Genomic DNA, 16,690 nt, shown 5'->3' with positions numbered 1-16,690 from the left:
CCGACATGCGTCGTCAGAGGAGCTGACAATGGACATCCCGTTTGCATACGTCTATACCGACGTTGCCCGCCCCCGCCAGGAAATCGCCGCATGAACGACACCTCCCCCGGACGCATCAGCCGCGAACGGCGTGGCCACCTGCTGCTGCTCGGCCTCGACCGCGTCGCCAAGCGCAACGCCTTCGACCTGCCGATGCTCGACGACCTGGTCGCCGCCCTCGGCGAATACGAGGCCGACGACCAGTTGCGCTGCGCCCTGCTCTTCGCCCATGGCGAGCATTTCACCGCCGGGCTCGACCTGGCCAATGTCGGCGAGACCTTTCGCCAGGGCTGGAAGCTTCCCGAGGGCGCCGTCGACCCCTGGGGTACCTTCGGCGGCCGACGCCTGTCCAAACCGCTGGTGCTGGCGGTGCAGGGCTATTGCTACACCATCGGCATCGAGCTGATGCTCGCCGCCGACATCAATCTCTGCGCCAGCACCGCGCGTTTCGCCCAGCTGGAAGTACAGCGCGGGATCCTCCCGTTCGGCGGCGCGACGCTGCGCATGCACCAGGTCGCCGGCTGGGGCAACGCCATGCGCTGGCTGCTCACCGGCGACGAATTCGACGCCCACGAAGCCTATCGTCTCGGCCTGGTGCAGGAAGTCACCGCCCCGGAAGACCTCCTCGACCACGCCATCGCCCTCGCCGAACGGGTCGCGGCCCAGGCGCCGCTGGGCGTGCGCGCCACCCTCGGCTCGGCGCGCCAGGCCCTGTTGGCAGGCGAAGCGGTCGCCGCCGCTGCGTTGCCGGAAGCCGCCAGGCGCCTGCTCGACAGCGAGGACGCCAAGGAAGGCCTGCGCGCGCTCCAGGAACGCCGCCCGGGACGCTTCGAAGGACGCTAGCCGGGCCCTTGTCCGCGCGCCCTGGCTACTGGGCCGGGCGGAGGCTGTCGAGATAGCCCTGCAACGAGTAGCCGAGCTGCGGCTCCAGGGCCGCGGCACGCGCCTGCAGGGCCTCCTGGTCGAGTTCGAGGGCCAGGCTGGCCGGCACCAGCATCACCACGTTGCCCTCGGCCACCGGACACTCCCAGTAATGATGGTGATAGCGTCCGCGCAGCAGCGGCGCGCCGAGCGGCTTGCCGTCGTTGCCGCTCCACTGGTTGATCACCAGCCAGCCATCCGCGGCGAGCCGCTCCTGGCAGGCGCCGAGGAAGTTCCAGGCCAGGTGCGCGGCCGACGGCCCGGTGTCGGTATAGAGGTCGAGGAAGATCAGGTCGGCCTCCGCGCAATCGTCCAGCGCCTCCAGCGCATCGCCGATGCGCAGCCGCAGGCGCGGATCGGCGCCCAGCCCCAGATGCTCGCGGGCCAGGCGCGGGATGGCCGGACGCAACTCGATGGCTTCGGCCTCCTCCAGCGGCAGGTGGCGCAGGCAGGCCTGGGTCAGGCTGCCGGCGCCGAAACCGAGGAACAGCGCCCGCCGTGGTCGTGGGTGGCAGAGCGCGCCGAGCAGCATGGCGCGGGTATAGTCGTACTCCAGCCAGGTCGGGTCGGGCATGAACACGCAGCTCTGCTCGACGCCATCACCGAACTCGAGGAAGCGGTAGTCGCCGGACTCGATCACCCGGATCACCCCGTATGCATCCTGCTCCTCGACCAGCAGCCGTTCTTCGCTCACCACCTACCTCCCCCGCCGCTTCGCCGGCTATCGCCAGGCACTCCGGCAAAAACACCGCAGCATAGCAAAGCCGGCCCGACGATGGATTTCCGCTATCGCAATGATCGCTGGCGGCGCCGCGCCTGGCTGCTCTACCATGCCGCAATCCGCTTTTCCGAGCATCGCCAAGAGTCGCAGATGAGCCAGTCCTGGAGCCCCGACAGCTGGAGGGCCAAGCCAATCCAGCAACAACCCGAGTACCCCGACGCCGCCCACCTGGCCAGGGTCGAACAGACCCTCGCCGGCTATCCGCCGCTGGTCTTCGCCGGCGAGGCCCGCGAGCTGCGCCGACAGTTCGCCGAAGTCACCGCCGGGCGCGCCTTCCTGCTCCAGGGCGGCGACTGTGCGGAAAGCTTCGCCGAGTTCTCCGCGGCGAAGATCCGCGACACCTTCAAGGTCCTGCTGCAGATGGCCGTGGTGATGACCTTCGCCGCCGGCTGCCCGGTGGTGAAGGTCGGACGCATGGCCGGCCAGTTCGCCAAGCCGCGCTCCGCCGGCGACGAGACGCAGAACGGCGTGACCCTGCCGGCCTATCGCGGCGACATCGTCAACGGCATCGGCTTCGACGAGAAGAGCCGCGTGCCGGATCCGGAGCGCCTGTTGCAGGCCTACCACCAGTCCACCGCCAGCCTCAACCTGTTGCGCGCCTTCGCCCAGGGCGGCTTCGCCGACCTGCACCAGGTGCACCGCTGGAACCTCGACTTCATCGCCAACTCGGCGCTCGCCGAGCGCTACCAGCAACTGGCCGACCGCATCGACGAGACCCTCGCCTTCATGCGCGCCTGCGGCCTGGACAGCGCGCCGCAGCTACGCGAAACCAGCTTCTTCACCGCCCACGAAGCGCTCCTGCTGAGCTACGAGGAAGCCCTGACCCGCCGCGACAGCCTGACCGGCGAGTGGTACGACTGCTCCGCGCACATGCTCTGGATCGGCGACCGCACCCGCCAGCTCGACGGCGCCCACGTGGAGATGCTGCGCGGCGTCGGCAACCCGATCGGGGTCAAGGTAGGGCCGAGCATGGACGACGAGGAACTGATCCGCCTGATCGACATCCTCAACCCGGAGAACGACCCCGGCCGCCTCAACCTGATCGTGCGGATGGGCGCCGACAAGGTCGGCGACCACCTGCCGCGCCTGATCCGGGCCATCCAGCGCGAGGGGCGCCAGGTGCTGTGGAGCTCCGACCCGATGCACGGCAACACCATCAAGGCCTCCAGCGGCTACAAGACCCGCGACTTCGCCCGCGTGCTCGCCGAAGTCCGCCAGTTCTTCGAGGTGCACCAGGCCGAGGGCAGCTACGCCGGCGGCATCCATATCGAGATGACCGGGCAGAACGTCACCGAGTGCATCGGCGGCTCGCGGCCGATCACCGAGGACGGCCTCAGCGACCGCTACCATACCCACTGCGACCCGCGGCTGAACGCCGACCAGTCGCTGGAGCTGGCCTTCCTCATCGCCGAGACGCTCAAGCAGGTGCGCCACTGACAGCACCTCGCACGCTCCCGCCGCCCGGCGGGAGTTCTCTCTAGAGCAATACCCCGCGCAAGCGCAACGCCAGCTCTCCGCCCCCCTCGATCATCACCGTCGCCAGGCCCAGCCAGGCCGCCATGTCGCGCAGTTGCGCGGCCAGTTCGTGGAGCGCGGCATCGTCCATCCCGCCGGCCTCGGCGTGCAGCGCATGCACCGCCAGGCGCTCGCGCGCCCGCTCGGCGCGCAGGTCGACACGGCCGACCAGGCGGCCGTTGTGCAGGAACGGCAGGACGTAGTAGCCGTACACGCGCCTTTCCTTCGGCGTGTAGATCTCCAGGCGATAGCGGAAATCGAACAGGCGCTCGGCCCGCGCGCGCTCCCAGACCAGCGAATCGAAAGGCGAAAGCAGGGCGCTGGCAGGCACCCGCCGCGGTACCCGTGGCTCACCGAGGGAATAGGCCGCCTGGCTCCAACCTTCCACCCTCACCGGCAGAAGCTCGCCGGCCTCCACCAGTTCGGCGAGGCGCGCACGACTCTGCGCCGGGCTCAACCGGTAGTAGTCGCGCAGGTCTTTTTCGGTGGCCACGCCGAGAGCCGTGGCGGCCATGCGCAGCAGTTCGCGCTGGGCGTGGTCTTCCGACGGTTCGGGGCGGGCCAGCAGTTCCGCAGGGAACACCCGTTCCGGCAGATCGTAGAGCCGCTCGAAACCGCGCCGCCCGGCCACCGTCACCTCACCCGCGGCGAACAGCCATTCCAGCGCATGTTTTTCCGCGCTCCAGTCCCACCACGGACCGGCCCGCTCCTGCCGCGTGCTCAGGCTGCCGGCACCCAGCGCGCCCTGTTCGCGCACCGCCTGCAACACCTGGCGGATCAGTGGCTGCTGCTCCCGGCCGAAACGCGCCAGTTGCTGGTAGATGCCCTGGCCGTCGGCGGCCTGGCGCATCCGCCAGCGCAGCAATGGATAGTGTGCCAGCGGCAGCAGCGAGGCTTCATGGCCCCAGTATTCGAACAACTGGCGGTGACGGCCAACACTCCAGGCCGCCTCGTCGAGCAGCGTCATCGAATAGGGACCGAGACGGGAGAACAGCGGCAGGTAGTGCGAACGCACCAGCGCATTCACCGAGTCGATCTGCAGCAGACCGAGGCGCGCGAGCATCTCGCGCAGGTGGCGCCGCTGCACGCTGCGGCGCGTCCGCCGACCGTCGAAGCCCTGCGCCGCCAGGGCCAGGCGGCGGGCTTCGGCGAGGGAAAGCGAAAGACTCATGGAGCGCCCCTGTCGAAGAAGGAAACCGCGAGTCTAGCGCGCCTCCGCCACCGCGCCAGCCCGGCGCGCCGCTGCGGTTCGCTCAATGCCGACGCAACGGATCGTCCCAGAAATGACGCTCGCCTTCCCGGAAGATGTCCGCCCGGCTCAGACCCAGGTCCTTCAGCGCCTCGTCGCTCAGCCTCAGCAATTCCCGACGCTCGCGGGCCAGTTGCAGCCAGCGCCGCCAACGGCGCCACAACGACGGCGCAGCCGGCGAGGCGGGATGGGTTACAGCGTGGAAGTGATTGCCGAAACAATCCTGTTGACCTTTCATCGTCTTGCCCTCCGTTCGGGATAGGCACAGTCTCCCGCCGGGCATAGGATCAATCCAACGAATCATTCTTATGCAATGCATCTCGGAGATTGATGAATGAGCTACCAGCCCGGCATCGATACGGAACTGCTCCGCACCTTCGTCGCCATCGCCGAGCACGGCGGCTTCACCCGCGCCGCGGAGGCGGTGAACCGCACCCAGTCGGCGGTCAGCATGCAGATGAAACGGCTCGAGGAAGACGTCCTGCAGCGCTCCCTGTTCGAGCGCGACGGAAGGCAGACCCGCCTCACCGCCGAAGGCCAGGTGCTGCTCGGCTATGCCCGGCGGATCCTGAAACTGCACGGCGAGGTGTTCAACACCCTGCGCCAGCCACACATGGTCGGCTCGGTGCGGATCGGCACGCCGGACGACTATGTGATGCGCTTTCTCCCGGCGATCCTCTCGCGCTTCGCCGAAGCCTATCCGCTGGTGCAGGTCGAGGTGCACTGCGACACCTCGCTCAACCTGCTGGCGCGCAACGATCTCGACCTGTCCATCGTCACCCGCGAGCCCGGCACCGAGATCGGCCAGCTGCTGCGCCAGGAACCCTTCGTCTGGATGGCCGCCGAGGGCTTCTGCCCCCACCACCAGCGGCCGATCCCCCTGGCCATGTTCAACACCACCTGTTTCTGCCGCGCCTGGGCCTGCAACGCCCTGGAAGCGGCCGAGCTGGACTACCGCATCGCCTACAGCAGCCCGAGCCTGTCGGCGCTGTTCGCGGTGGTCAGCGCCGGCCTGGCGGTGACCGTGCAGCTACGCAGTCTGCTGACCGGCAACCTGCGCATCCTCGACGAAAGCGAGGGCCTGCCCGCCCTGCCCTCGGCCAGCATCATGCTGATGCGCAACCCGCACAGCCAGTCGCCGGTCACCGAAAAGCTGGCCGAATACATCGGCGAGGGCTTCCGCCTCTGACTCAACCGCGCACCAGCAGGAGCACCGCGCACAACGCGAGGAAGGCGCAGAAGGCCATGCGCAGGCCGCGTTCGGGCAAGGCGTGAGCCAGCCTCACGCCCCAGGAAATGCTCAGCAGGCCGCCCAGCGCCAGGGGGATCCCCATCCGCCAGTCGACATGGCCGTGCATGGCGTAAGTCCCCAGCGCCACCGCCGTGCTCGGCGCGGCCAGAGCCAGGGCCAGCCCCTGGGCGACGACCTGGGCGAGACCGAACACCGAAGTCAGCACCGGCGTCGCCAACACCCCGCCACCGACCCCGAACAGACCGCCGAGCGAGCCCGCGCCGAGGCCCAGCACGCCCATCCAGGGCAGACCGTAGCGCGGCGTCGCGGCGCCCTGCGGCGGACGCCGGAACAGGCGCCAGAACATGTAGCCGGCCAGCGCCAGGAGAAAGACCACGAACGCTTCGCGCATCCGCGCCGCGTCGATCCGCGCGGCCACGCTGGACGCCAGGAACGCGCAAAGCAGCCCGGTCAGGGCGAGGATCCCGGCCTGGCGCGGATCGATGCGGTTGCGCTGGTGGTAGCGCCACAGCGCCAGCAGCACGTTCGGCACCACCATCACCAGCGCGGTGCCCTGCGCCAGTTGCTGGTCGAGACCGAAGATCACGCCCAGCGCCGGGATCGCCAGCAGGCCGCCGCCGATGCCGAAGAGTCCACCCAGACAACCGAGCACCATGCCCAGAAGAAAATCGAAAACCACATCCAGCATGCCAGCCTCCTTTCGCCAGCCTCCATGCTAGGCAGGCGTGGCTGGATGGGAAACGCGCAAGAAAGCACAATGGCTATGCCCAATACGCAAAGGCATTCTTCATGTTGCCCGATACCCTCAGCGAACAGTTCGTCCTCTACCTCGACGTGCTCGACAGCGGCAGCTTCTCCGCCGCTGCGCGCAAGCACCCGCTCACCCCATCAGCCGTGGCGCGCCGCATGGATGCCCTGGAACGCGCGCTGGGCAGTACCCTGCTGGTCCGTACCACCCATGCCGTGCGCGCCACGCCGGCGGGCCTGGCCTTCGCCGATCGGGCGCGGCGGATCGTCACCGAACTGCGCCTGGCCCGCGCCGAAGCGGTGTCGCTGAGCACCGCGCCGCAGGGCCTGATCCGCATCGATGCGCCGGTGCCCTTCGGCCGCCGCCACCTGGCCCCGGCGGTCGCCGACTTCCTCAAGGCCAACCCCGGCCTGGACGTGCAATTGCGCCTGATCGGCAGCTTCATCGACCTGCAGGGCGAACACCTCGGCGAGGTCGACCTGGTGTTGCGCGCCGGCCCGCTACCCGACAGCCGCCTGGTGGCCACCTCGCTGGCGCCGATGGTGCGGGTGGTCTGCGCCAGCCCGGAATACCTGCGCGAACACGGCGTTCCCGCCTCCCCAGGCGAACTGCCGGAGCATGCCGGCATCGATTGGGACAACCTGTCGCCACCCTATGCCTGGCGCTTCCAGCACGACGGCAAGCTCCAGCACCTGCGGCCGAAACGGGCGCGGCTGGCCACCAATAACGCCGAAGCGATGGTCGACGCGGCGCTGGCCGGCCTCGGCATCGCCCACCTGCCGACCTGGTTGTGCAGCGAGTACCTGCTGCGCGGCGAACTGCAAGCGCTGTTCTGCGACGACGGCTTGCCCGCCGCCGAGCCAACCTGCATCTATGCCCTGCGCCTGGAGCGCGAAGCCAGTTCGCGAACCCGCCTGCTTCTGGCCTTCCTCCGTGAGCGCTTCGGTTTTCCGCCGCCCTGGGACCAGGCCCTGCAGCAGTGCCTGGGCGAGCGCTGAAGACACCGGCCGGCGGGAAACCTGGAAAGCCAAAAGCCACTACGCTAAATTCATGCACAGCGCCTTACCTGGAAGACAGCCATGTCCCGACTGCCCACCACCCCTTGCGAGCAGCTCAAGCTGGACAACCAGCTGTGCTTCGCCCTGTACTCCACCTCGCTGCAGATGACCAAGGTCTACAAGCCCCTGCTGCAAGCGCTCGGCCTCACCTATCCGCAGTACATCGCCATGCTGGTACTGTGGGAGCGCGACGGCCTGACCGTGGGCGAAATCAGCGCACGCATGCTTACCGACCCGGGCTCGCTCACGCCCCTGCTCAAGCGCCTGGAGGGCGAGGGCCTGATTACCCGCACTCGCAGCAGCGAAGACGAACGCATAGTCCTGCTGCACCTGACCGACAAGGGCCGCGCCCTGCAGCGACAGGCCGGGAGCATTCCCGCCTGCATCCTGGAGCGCACCGGCCTCGACTTGCCACAGTTGGTCGCCCTCAAGGACGAACTGCTGGCCCTGCGCGGCAACCTGCAAGCCCCGGACTGAGGGGCTTATACCTGTCTGCCTGGCTCTTATCGCCAAATCTTCCAAATATTATCTTGCGCGCAAAATAACTCATCGCTAAATTCATGCTCACGCACTTACTTAGCGCGCAAGAAATTAACGCACAACATAGACAGGTGACCCCTCATGCAAACCATCAAGGCTCTCTACACCGCAACCGCAACCGCCACCGGAGGCCGTGACGGCCGAGCGGTATCCTCGGACGGCATACTCGACGTGAAACTCAGCACTCCGCGCGAACTGGGCGGCCAGGGCGGCGCGGCCACCAACCCGGAACAACTGTTCGCCGCCGGCTACTCCGCCTGCTTCATCGGGGCCCTGAAGTTCGTCGCCAGCCAGCGCAAGCAGGCCCTTCCCGCCGACGCCTCGATAACCGGCAAGGTCGGCATCGGCCAGATTCCGGGCGGCTTCGGCCTGGAGGTCGAACTGGACATCAGCCTGCCGGGCCTGGAGCGCGAAGCCGCCGAAGCGCTGGTAGCCGCCGCCCACCAGGTCTGCCCCTACTCCAACGCCACCCGCGGCAATATCGACGTACGCCTGAACGTGTCGGTCTGAAGTCCCTGCCAGTCCGCGCCGCAGCGGACGGCGGAAACGAAAAAGCCCGGCGAATGCCGGGCTTTTTCTCGTCGCGCGGAAGGATCAGGCCTTGACGCGGGACTTGTACTCGCCGGTGCGGGTATCGATCTCGATCGAGTCGCCGATTTCGCAGAACGCGGAAACCTGCAGCTCCGCGCCATTGTTCAGGCGCGCGGTCTTCATCACCTTGCCCGAGGTGTCGCCGCGGACGGCCGGCTCGGTGTAGGCGATCTGGCGAACGATGGTGGTCGGCAGTTCTACCGAGATCACCTTGTCGTTGTAGAACACGGCTTCGCAGATGTCGGTCATGCCATCTTCGATGAAGGTCAGAACGCCTTCCAGATCGTCTTTCTCGATTTCGTACTGGTTGAACTCGCTGTCCATGAAGACGTACAGCGGGTCGGCGAAGTAGGAGTAGGTCACTTCCTTGCGATCGAGGATGATCGGCTCCAGCTTGTCGTCGGCCTTGAACACGGTCTCGGTACCGGCGCCGGTGAGCAGGTTCTTCAGCTTCATCTTGACGACGGCGGCGTTACGGCCGGACTTGTTGAACTCGGCCTTCTGGATGACCCAGGGAGCGCCATTGATGTTGGCAACCTGGCCGGCGCGGAACTCTTGAGCGGTTTTCATACGAATATCCGATGGATGAAAGACAAAAAATCAGGCCGCGTATCATAGCCAATCTGCGTAAAAATGCACCAGCCTTGCCGCAAGATCCGGACGCGCGTCCTGTTCGTCCGCCCAGCGCTGCGCTTCCCGCCGCCAGTCGGGCAGACGCTCTTCCAGGCTTTCCCAGAGTCCGCCAAGTTCGCCACCGACGTTCCAGGCCAGCCAGAAGGCGCGCAGGCTTTGCGCCAGCGCCGGTGGCTGGGCGGCGCAATAGAGATCGAGAAACGCCTCGAGCTTCGCCAGGTGCGCCTCCTCTTCCTGCTGATAGATGTGCCAGACCATCGGGCGGCCCGCCCATTGCGCGCGGACGAAGGAATCCTCGCCCCGCACCGCGTTCAGGTCGCAACACCAGAGCAGGCGGTCGTAGTCGTCCTGGGCCATGAATGGCAATACCTGGACGCGCAGGGCGTCGCGCACGTGAACCTCGCCGACGGCCAGCCCGGGCAGTTGCAGCCAGCCGGCGACATCGGCCAGCACCCGTCCCTCCGGCACCAGCAGCAGGCTGGGTTGGCGAGCGCGGCGCAACGAGTCGAGCCAGGACCGTAGCGCCGGGTTCTCGTAGGCGAACAGCGAGAGCAGCCGCTCACCGACCTTGCGCCGCACCCCGAGAGCGGCGAGGAACGCCTCCTGCGCGCGCGCCGAGGCCTGGAAGCTGCGCCGGCGCTCCAGCAGGCCGGCCTCGCGCAACAGCCCGCCGCTGGGCTCGCGAAACCCCGGAAAGAAAAAGTACTTGGACAGCCCGCATGGCTGCAGCGAAGGCAGCGCGTGGCAACCGCCGATCCACTCTTCCGCGCTGAGGTACTCCAGGTTCAGCCAGAGAGCAGGACGCCCGCGCTCGCGCATCGCCTGCCGGTGCGCTTCCGGCAATTCGCAGGCGAAGGCCTCGATCACCACGTCGGCGGCCTCCACCGGGGTCCATGCCTTGTTCCAGGCGCGCACTTCCACGCCGGCATGGCGCTGGACCTGTATCGCCGGGTCCGCCTGCGGGCAGATACGAACGAAGGCGCGCGGCTCGTCAACCCACAGGCGCACCGCCTGGCCATGCTCCCCGGCCAACTGGCGAGCCAGGCGCCAGGTGACGCCGATGTCGCCATAGTTGTCGACCACGCTACAGAAAATGTCCCAGCTCGCCATCCGCCCCTCCTTTCGTGACCGGCATTCTACCAAGGCGCCCCGCGGACAGCCCGGCAACGACCTAAGCCGATGAAAAAGTTAAAAAAATATTTGCCAAGCGGGAAAGGTTCGAGTAAATTGCGCGCCTCGACAGACACAGCGCTGTCGAGCAATCTGGTGAGGTGTCCGAGTGGTTGAAGGAGCACGCCTGGAAAGTGTGTATACGGGAAACCGTATCGAGGGTTCGAATCCCTCCCTCACCGCCACATCGCAAGAAGGCCCGGCTAACAAGTTAGCCGGGCCTTTTTCATTTCCGCACCAATACTTACGGCATTTCAGGCAACATGCTGGCAACTTAGTTGTTACTTGCCACTCCCCGCCAAAACGATAAGCCGGCATTCCGCGAGACACTCTCGACAACCCGGCAGCCCTCGCCCCTCGCCCCTTGCAGCAACTCCACCGAAGGTCCGGGAAATTCCTTACTTGCCCTGCCCGCTGGATGTTTTTTGAACAAAACACTCTCCAACTACTGCTAAAGTCGAGGAGGCTAAAAAAAAAGTTGCTCGGCTTGCGCTTGGTCAGTTTACTTACTACAAGTAATGGGTAGTATGTAGCCGGCTAATTTCCCCGGCTGGGGAGATTGCTGTTATGGAAATGTCCACCTTAAGGGGAACACGATGAACAACGTTCTGAAATTCTCTGCTCTGGCTCTGGCTGCTGTTCTGGCCACCGGTTGCAGCAGCCACTCCAAAGAAACCGAAGCTCGTCTGACCGCTACCGAAGACGCGGCTGCTCGCGCTCAGGCTCGCGCTGACGAAGCCTATCGCAAGGCTGACGAAGCTCTGGGCGCCGCTCAGAAAGCTCAGCAGACCGCTGACGAGGCTAACGAGCGTGCCCTGCGCATGCTGGAAAAAGCCAGCCGCAAGTAATAGGTCTCGCGACCTGTTGAAAACCGGTCCCTCGGGGCCGGTTTTTTTATGCCCGCGATTCGTCCGGACATGAAAAAACCCGCGCCCTTGCGGTACGCGGGTTGTTCTTCCGCAACTGCGCTCAGGGGCTCAGTTGCGTCGGATCGCTATCCATCGTCGCGGTCATCGCCGGCGCGGACTCCTGGGCGATCTCCACCGGCACGCCATCCTCGGACGCCACCACCTCGCGCACCACGTCCCAGTTGAGCTGGATACGCTTGGCCAGGTCGTCGCGCTTGAGCAGGGTGTTGATCACCGCGGTGTGCTTGTCGACCACCGACGGATCGCCATGGTCGTTCAGCGGCGTGTGCGCCTCCAGGTAGACCTTGCCGTTGCTCACGCCGAACTTGTAGGGCTCGTTGATGATGCGCACGCTGGTGCCGACGCTGATCATCGAGAACAGGTGGGTCACATCGGCGTTGTACATGCGGAAGCAGCCGTGGCTGGTGCGGGTGCCGATGCCGAACTTCTTGTTCGAGCCGTGGATCAGGTAGCCCGGCACGCCCAGGGTCAGCTTGTACGGTCCCAGCGGATTGTCGGGGCCCGGCGGCACCACGGTCGGCAACGGATCACCGTCGGCGGCGTGCTCGGCGCGGATCGACGCCGGCGGGTACCAGGCCGGGTCCTTGGTCTTGGCGGTGATACGGGTGTTGGCGATCGGCGAACCCCAGCCCTCGCGGCCGATACCCAGCGGGTAGGTGTGCACCACGTCCTGCCCTTTCGGGTAGTAATAGAGACGGTACTCGGCCAGGTTTATGACCACGCCCTCGCGCGGCCCCGGCGGCAGCACGAAACGGGTCGGGATGATCACTTCGGTGCCGACGCCCGGCAGCCAGGGATCGACACCGGGGTTGGCGGCGACCATCTCGCTGTAGCCCAGGTCATACTGCTCGCCGAGATCGGCGAAGGTGTCCTCGTACTTGGCCTTGATCACCTGGACCTGGCCGACGACATCCTCGCCCGGAGGCGGGAGCAGCAGTTCCAGGGCCGATGCGGAGCCGGCCGAAAGCAGCGCGGCGAGAGACAGTGAGACGACGGGTACGCGCGACAACATTCCGGAGAATCCTTGGCGAGTGCGATGAAGGAGTAGAAGAGACAGTGTAACACCCCGCCAGGTTTCACCGGGAGGGCTCAGACCAACCAGGACAGGCGCTCCCCGCGCTTTTCCGCTTCCAGTTGTTTCCGGCAGTCGGGGCACAGCAGGCGGTCGCGCAGGCGTCCGCGCTCCAGCGGCTGCCAGCGCGGCTGGGCCGGCAGCAGCTTGCCGCAGAGCGTGCGGTCCGCCGGGGTGTCCAGCTCCAACTGGCGCGCCACCACATGCACCCGGACCTCGCGACAGGCGAACAGGTCCAGCTGATCATCGGGCTCGATCAGTCGATAGGCATAGAGGGTCCAGGCGGGACGCGGCATGGGGGGCTCCTGAGGGGTGCGCAACCTTAGCCGAAAGCGGTTTCCCGGGGAAGTCTCAAAGCAGCGGTTTCAGTGTCGGCCAGACATTTTCCAGAAGCCTGGGCTGGGCGGCGAGCGCCGGATGGATGCCGTCGGCCTGCATCATCCCCTCGACCCCGCCGACCCCTTCGAGAAAGAACGGCACCAGGGCGGTCTTCTCTTGCGCCGCGACCCTGCCGTAGACCCTGGAAAACGCCTCGATGTAGCGGGGACCGTAGTTCGGCGGTAGCTGGATACCCAGCAACAGCACCTTCGCCCCTTCCGCGCGGGCCTTCTGCGCCATGGCGGCAAGATTCTGTTGCAATTGCGCCGGGGCCATCCCGCGCAGGCCGTCGTTGCCACCCAGTTCGATCACCACCAGCGCCGGTTTTTCCTCGGCAAGCAGCGCCGGCAGGCGCGCCAGGCCGCCCGCGGAGGTATCGCCACTGATCGAGGCGTTGACCACGCGGTAGTCGTAACCCTCCTCGGCCAGACGCTTCTGCAGCAGGGCGACCCAGCCCTGGCTGGTATCCAGTCCCAAAGCGGCGCTGATACTATCGCCCACGACCAACAGCGTCTGCGCCGCGGCCTGCTGGGTCAGCAGGACCAGGGCCAGGCAGCCGCTCAACAGCAATGCACGCATCGGAACCTCCATGAGCGCCAGCATTCTCAACGCGCAGAACCTTAGCAAGGTTGTCGGTAGCGCGGAAGGCAAGTTGACCATCCTCCACGACCTCTCCCTCGACCTCGCCCGCGGCGACAGCCTGGCGATCGTCGGCAGCTCCGGCTCCGGCAAGTCGACCCTGCTCGGCCTGCTCGCCGGCCTCGACCAGCCCAGTGGCGGCGAAGTCCAGCTGGCCGGGCACGCCCTCGGCGCGCTCGACGAGGACCAGCGCGCACGCATCCGCGCTGCCCACGTCGGCTTCGTATTCCAGTCGTTCCAGTTGCTCGACAGCCTCGACGCCCTGGAGAACGTCATGCTGCCGCTGGAGCTGGAAGGCCGCGCGGACGCCCGCCAGCGCGCCGGCGAACTGCTCGAGCGGGTCGGCCTCGGCCAACGCCTCGGCCACTACCCGCGCCAGCTCTCCGGCGGCGAGCAGCAGCGGGTCGCCATCGCCCGCGCCTTCGCAGCGGAGCCCGACGTGCTGTTCGCCGACGAACCCACCGGCAATCTCGACAGCGCCACCGGGGAGCGCATCAGCGACCTGCTCTTCGAACTCAACCGCGAACGCGGCACCACCCTGGTCCTGGTCACCCACGACGAACGCCTGGCGCATCGCTGCCGACGCCTGATCCGCCTGGAAAGCGGGCGCCTGATCGAGCAGGTCGAGCCCTGATGAAGCCGGTGCCCCTCTCCCGCCTGCTCAGCCTCGCCAGTCGCCAGTTGTTCCGCGAATCGCGCAGCGGCGAGTTGCGCGTGCTGTTCTTCGCCCTGCTGATCGCCGTCGCCTCGAGCACCGCCATCGGCTATTTCAGCGCCCGTCTGAATGGCGCCATGCTGTCCCGCGCGGCAGAGTTCCTTGGCGCCGACCTGGTGCTCAACGGCACCCAGCCAGCCTCTGCCGAGCAGATCCAGCGCGGCACCCGCCTCGGCCTGCGCCATGCCGACAGCGTCGAATTCTCCAGCGTGATAGCCACCGATCAGGGCATCCAGCTCGGCAGCATCAAGGCGGTCGGTGACAACTATCCGCTGCGTGGCGAACTCAAGAGCACCGCCGCGCCGTTCGCCACCGAAGAGGCCGGAGGACGCCCGCAAGCCGGCGAAGTCTGGGTCGAATCGCGCTTGCTGGTGAGCCTCGACCTGAAAGTCGGCGACAACATCGAGATCGGCCGCAAGCCGCTGCGCATCGCGCGCATCCTCACCTACGAGCCGGACCGCGCCGGCGACTTCTATAGCCTGACGCCACGCGCCATGATGAGCCTGGCCGACCTCGAGGCCACCGGGGTGGTCCAGCCGGGCAGTCGGGTGCGCTACCGGGACCTGTGGGAAGGACCACCAGAAGCGCTCCAGGCCTACCGCCAGCAGGTCGGGGACAGCCTCGCCGCCAACCAGCGCCTGCAGGATGCCCGCGACGGCAACCGCCAGGTCGGCGACGCCCTCGGCCGCGCCGAGCGCTATTTGAACCTGGCCAGCCTGGCCGCGGTGCTGCTCGCCGGGGTCGCCGTGGCGCTGTCCGCCGCCCGTTTCGCCGCCCGTCGCTACGATGCCAGCGCGCTGCTGCGCTGCCTGGGCCTGTCGCGCGGCGAAACCCTGGCGCTCTACGCGCTGCAATTGTTGCTGCTGGGGCTGCTGGCCAGCGTCACCGGCGCCCTGCTCGGCTGGCTGGCGCAACTCGGCCTGTTCCGCCTGCTCGCCACGCTGCTGCCGCCGGACGTTCCGGCCGGCGGCCTGTTCCCCGCCTTCGCCGGGATCGCCACCGGCCTGGTGGCCCTGGCCGGCTTCGCCCTGCCGCCGCTGGCCGCTCTTGGCCGGGTGCCGCCGCTGCGGGTGCTGCGCAGCGACCTCCTGCCGGTGCCGATGCGCACCTGGGCGGCCTACGCCTGCGCCCTGCTCGCCCTAGGGCTGATCATGTGGCGGCTGAGCCTCGACCTGAAGCTGACTCTCGCCCTGCTCGGCGGCGGCCTGGTCGCCACGCTGGCGCTCGGCGCCCTCCTGCTCCTCGGCCTGAACGGCCTGCGCCGGGCGCTGGCGCGGGCCAGCCTGCCGTGGCGCCTGGGGCTAGGCCAATTGCTGCGGCACCCGCTGGCCGCCGCCGGACAGAGCCTGGCCTTCGGCCTGATCCTGCTGGCCATGGCGTTGATCGCCCTGCTCCGCGGCGAATTGCTGGACACCTGGCAGGCACAGTTGCCGGCCGACGCGCCCAACCATTTCGCGCTGAATATCCTGCCTGCGGAAAAGGACGCCTTCGAAAGCCGCGTGCAGAAGCTCTCGCCCGGCGCCGAGCCGCTGTTTCCGATGGTCCCCGGGCGCCTGGTGGCGGTGAACGGCAAGCCGGTCCAGGCCCTCGACGAGGATGTGCGCAGCGAGCGCGCCCTGCAACGCGACCTCGGCCTGACCTGGTCGGCGCATCTGCCCGTGGGCAACACACTCACCGCCGGCAGTTGGTGGAGTGCGGCGCAGCCGGGGGCGTTGCCGGGCGTCTCGGTGGAAGAGAAGCTGGCCGCCAACCTGCGCATCCAGGTCGGCGACCGCCTGACCTTCAGCGTCGCCGGACAGAACCGCGAGGTCCAGGTGCAGAGCCTGCGCCAGGTGAAGTGGGACAACTTCCAGCCGAACTTCTTCATGGTCTTCCAGCCCGGCACCCTGGCCGATCTGCCGGTGACCTACCTGACCAGCTTCTACCTGCCTGCCAGCCAGGAGCGCGAACTGGTCGAACTGGCGCGCGCCTTCCCCACCGTCACCCTGCTGCCGGTGGATGCGCTGCTGAGCCAGCTGCGGAGCATCCTCGATCAAGTCACCCTGGCCGTGGAATATGTGCTGGTGTTCGTCCTCGCCGCCGGCTTCGTGGTGCTCTTCGCCGGCCTCCAGGCGACCCTCGACGAACGCGTGCGCCAGGGCGCCCTGCTGCGCGCGCTGGGGGCCGAGCGCGAGTTGCTGCAACGCACCCGGCGGGTCGAATTCGCCCTGCTCGGCGCAGTCAGCGGCCTGCTCGCGGCGCTCGGCTGCGAGGTGGTCAGCCTGCTGCTCTATCGATTGGTCTTCGACCTGCCGTGGCAACCACATCCCTGGTTGCTGGCGCTGCCTCTGGCAGGCGCCGTGCTGGTCGGCGGCGCCGGCCTGCTGGGCACCCGACGCGCCCTCAACAGCAGCCCGCTGCGGGTCCTGCGCGAGGGCTGATCGGATACACTGGGAGACTTTCATCCGTTCATTTGTGGAA

18 protein-coding genes and 1 tRNA gene are annotated in these 16,690 nt (G+C 67.4%); 10 read left to right on the top strand and 9 right to left on the bottom strand.

What is annotated here, in order from left to right:
• Nucleotides 1-90 precede the first annotated feature (90 nt).
• The gene (locus B7D75_RS10930) at nucleotides 91-882 is read left to right on the top strand and encodes a crotonase/enoyl-CoA hydratase family protein (protein WP_043102310.1); all 792 of its coding nucleotides are present in this window, start codon (nucleotides 91-93) and stop codon (nucleotides 880-882) included.
• A 25-nt stretch (nucleotides 883-907) separates the two neighbouring features.
• Here B7D75_RS10930 and B7D75_RS10925 read toward each other — a convergent pair whose 3' ends face one another.
• Complete coding sequence (locus B7D75_RS10925) at nucleotides 908-1,657, bottom strand: spermidine synthase (protein ID WP_012075267.1); 750 nt, start codon at nucleotides 1,655-1,657, stop codon at nucleotides 908-910.
• A gap of 174 nt (nucleotides 1,658-1,831) precedes the next feature.
• Between B7D75_RS10925 and B7D75_RS10920 the strand changes: the two genes are divergently transcribed.
• A complete protein-coding gene (locus B7D75_RS10920; RefSeq protein WP_033997824.1) occupies nucleotides 1,832-3,178 on the top strand; it encodes a class II 3-deoxy-7-phosphoheptulonate synthase in 1,347 nt (448 codons plus the stop codon).
• Nucleotides 3,179-3,218: 40 nt separating this feature from the next.
• On the opposite strand, the gene B7D75_RS10915 is transcribed toward B7D75_RS10920, so the two are convergent.
• On the bottom strand, nucleotides 3,219-4,427 hold the full coding sequence (locus tag B7D75_RS10915) for a winged helix-turn-helix domain-containing protein (RefSeq protein WP_012075265.1): 1,209 nt from the start codon (nucleotides 4,425-4,427) through the stop codon (nucleotides 3,219-3,221).
• An 82-nt stretch (nucleotides 4,428-4,509) separates the two neighbouring features.
• On the bottom strand, nucleotides 4,510-4,743 hold the full coding sequence (locus tag B7D75_RS10910; RefSeq protein ID WP_012075264.1) for a DUF1127 domain-containing protein: 234 nt from the start codon (nucleotides 4,741-4,743) through the stop codon (nucleotides 4,510-4,512).
• A gap of 96 nt (nucleotides 4,744-4,839) precedes the next feature.
• Between B7D75_RS10910 and B7D75_RS10905 the strand changes: the two genes are divergently transcribed.
• Nucleotides 4,840-5,694, top strand: coding sequence for a LysR substrate-binding domain-containing protein (locus B7D75_RS10905; protein WP_012075263.1), 855 nt, complete (start codon nucleotides 4,840-4,842; stop codon nucleotides 5,692-5,694).
• 1 nt (nucleotide 5,695) lies between these two features.
• Here B7D75_RS10905 and B7D75_RS10900 read toward each other — a convergent pair whose 3' ends face one another.
• Complete coding sequence (locus B7D75_RS10900) at nucleotides 5,696-6,445, bottom strand: sulfite exporter TauE/SafE family protein (protein ID WP_034078568.1); 750 nt, start codon at nucleotides 6,443-6,445, stop codon at nucleotides 5,696-5,698.
• Between the two features lie 101 nt (nucleotides 6,446-6,546).
• Between B7D75_RS10900 and B7D75_RS10895 the strand changes: the two genes are divergently transcribed.
• From B7D75_RS10895 to ohrR (B7D75_RS10885), 3 genes are all read left to right on the top strand, one after another.
• Nucleotides 6,547-7,503: a LysR family transcriptional regulator gene (locus tag B7D75_RS10895; RefSeq protein WP_107114000.1), complete on the top strand. Its 957-nt coding sequence runs from the start codon at nucleotides 6,547-6,549 to the stop codon at nucleotides 7,501-7,503.
• A gap of 81 nt (nucleotides 7,504-7,584) precedes the next feature.
• Complete coding sequence (gene ohrR / locus B7D75_RS10890) at nucleotides 7,585-8,040, top strand: hydroperoxide stress response transcriptional regulator OhrR (RefSeq protein ID WP_033997809.1); 456 nt, start codon at nucleotides 7,585-7,587, stop codon at nucleotides 8,038-8,040.
• A gap of 144 nt (nucleotides 8,041-8,184) precedes the next feature.
• Nucleotides 8,185-8,613: an organic hydroperoxide resistance protein OhrR gene (ohrR, locus tag B7D75_RS10885; protein ID WP_033997807.1), complete on the top strand. Its 429-nt coding sequence runs from the start codon at nucleotides 8,185-8,187 to the stop codon at nucleotides 8,611-8,613.
• 84 nt (nucleotides 8,614-8,697) lie between these two features.
• Here the strand turns inward: ohrR (B7D75_RS10885) and efp are convergent, their stop codons facing one another.
• Together efp and earP are read right to left on the bottom strand one after the other, a co-directional pair.
• Nucleotides 8,698-9,264: an elongation factor P gene (gene efp, locus B7D75_RS10880; RefSeq protein WP_003090942.1), complete on the bottom strand. Its 567-nt coding sequence runs from the start codon at nucleotides 9,262-9,264 to the stop codon at nucleotides 8,698-8,700.
• 42 nt (nucleotides 9,265-9,306) lie between these two features.
• Nucleotides 9,307-10,437 carry an elongation factor P maturation arginine rhamnosyltransferase EarP gene (gene earP / locus B7D75_RS10875; RefSeq protein WP_107113999.1) on the bottom strand — a complete coding sequence of 377 codons (1,131 nt, stop codon included), beginning with the start codon at nucleotides 10,435-10,437 and terminating at the stop codon, nucleotides 9,307-9,309.
• Between the two features lie 155 nt (nucleotides 10,438-10,592).
• On the opposite strand from earP, the gene B7D75_RS10870 reads away from it, so the two are divergent.
• Both B7D75_RS10870 and oprI read left to right on the top strand, forming a co-directional pair.
• A tRNA-Ser gene (locus B7D75_RS10870) sits at nucleotides 10,593-10,682 on the top strand.
• A 411-nt stretch (nucleotides 10,683-11,093) separates the two neighbouring features.
• Entirely contained in the window at nucleotides 11,094-11,345 is a 252-nt protein-coding gene (gene oprI, locus B7D75_RS10865) for an outer membrane lipoprotei OprI (RefSeq protein WP_003090944.1), read from the top strand.
• 121 nt (nucleotides 11,346-11,466) lie between these two features.
• Here oprI and B7D75_RS10860 read toward each other — a convergent pair whose 3' ends face one another.
• The 3 genes from B7D75_RS10860 to tesA form a co-directional block, all read right to left on the bottom strand.
• A complete protein-coding gene (locus tag B7D75_RS10860; RefSeq protein ID WP_107113998.1) occupies nucleotides 11,467-12,438 on the bottom strand; it encodes a L,D-transpeptidase family protein in 972 nt (323 codons plus the stop codon).
• 77 nt (nucleotides 12,439-12,515) lie between these two features.
• Nucleotides 12,516-12,794, bottom strand: a complete 279-nt coding sequence (locus tag B7D75_RS10855) for a hypothetical protein (protein WP_003157086.1) — start codon at nucleotides 12,792-12,794, stop codon at nucleotides 12,516-12,518.
• 55 nt (nucleotides 12,795-12,849) lie between these two features.
• The gene (gene tesA / locus B7D75_RS10850; protein WP_012075257.1) at nucleotides 12,850-13,455 is read right to left on the bottom strand and encodes an esterase TesA; all 606 of its coding nucleotides are present in this window, start codon (nucleotides 13,453-13,455) and stop codon (nucleotides 12,850-12,852) included.
• Nucleotides 13,456-13,465: 10 nt separating this feature from the next.
• On the opposite strand from tesA, the gene B7D75_RS10845 reads away from it, so the two are divergent.
• The gene (locus B7D75_RS10845; protein WP_107113997.1) at nucleotides 13,466-14,149 is read left to right on the top strand and encodes an ABC transporter ATP-binding protein; all 684 of its coding nucleotides are present in this window, start codon (nucleotides 13,466-13,468) and stop codon (nucleotides 14,147-14,149) included.
• Between the two features lie 8 nt (nucleotides 14,150-14,157).
• A complete protein-coding gene (locus B7D75_RS10840) occupies nucleotides 14,158-16,650 on the top strand; it encodes an ABC transporter permease (protein ID WP_079976394.1) in 2,493 nt (830 codons plus the stop codon).
• Nucleotides 16,651-16,690 lie beyond the last annotated feature (40 nt).

It is taken from the genome of Pseudomonas paraeruginosa, assembly GCF_003025345.2.
GTDB lineage: Bacteria > Pseudomonadota > Gammaproteobacteria > Pseudomonadales > Pseudomonadaceae > Pseudomonas > Pseudomonas paraeruginosa.
This window is presented reverse-complemented; position numbering and strand designations above follow the sequence as displayed.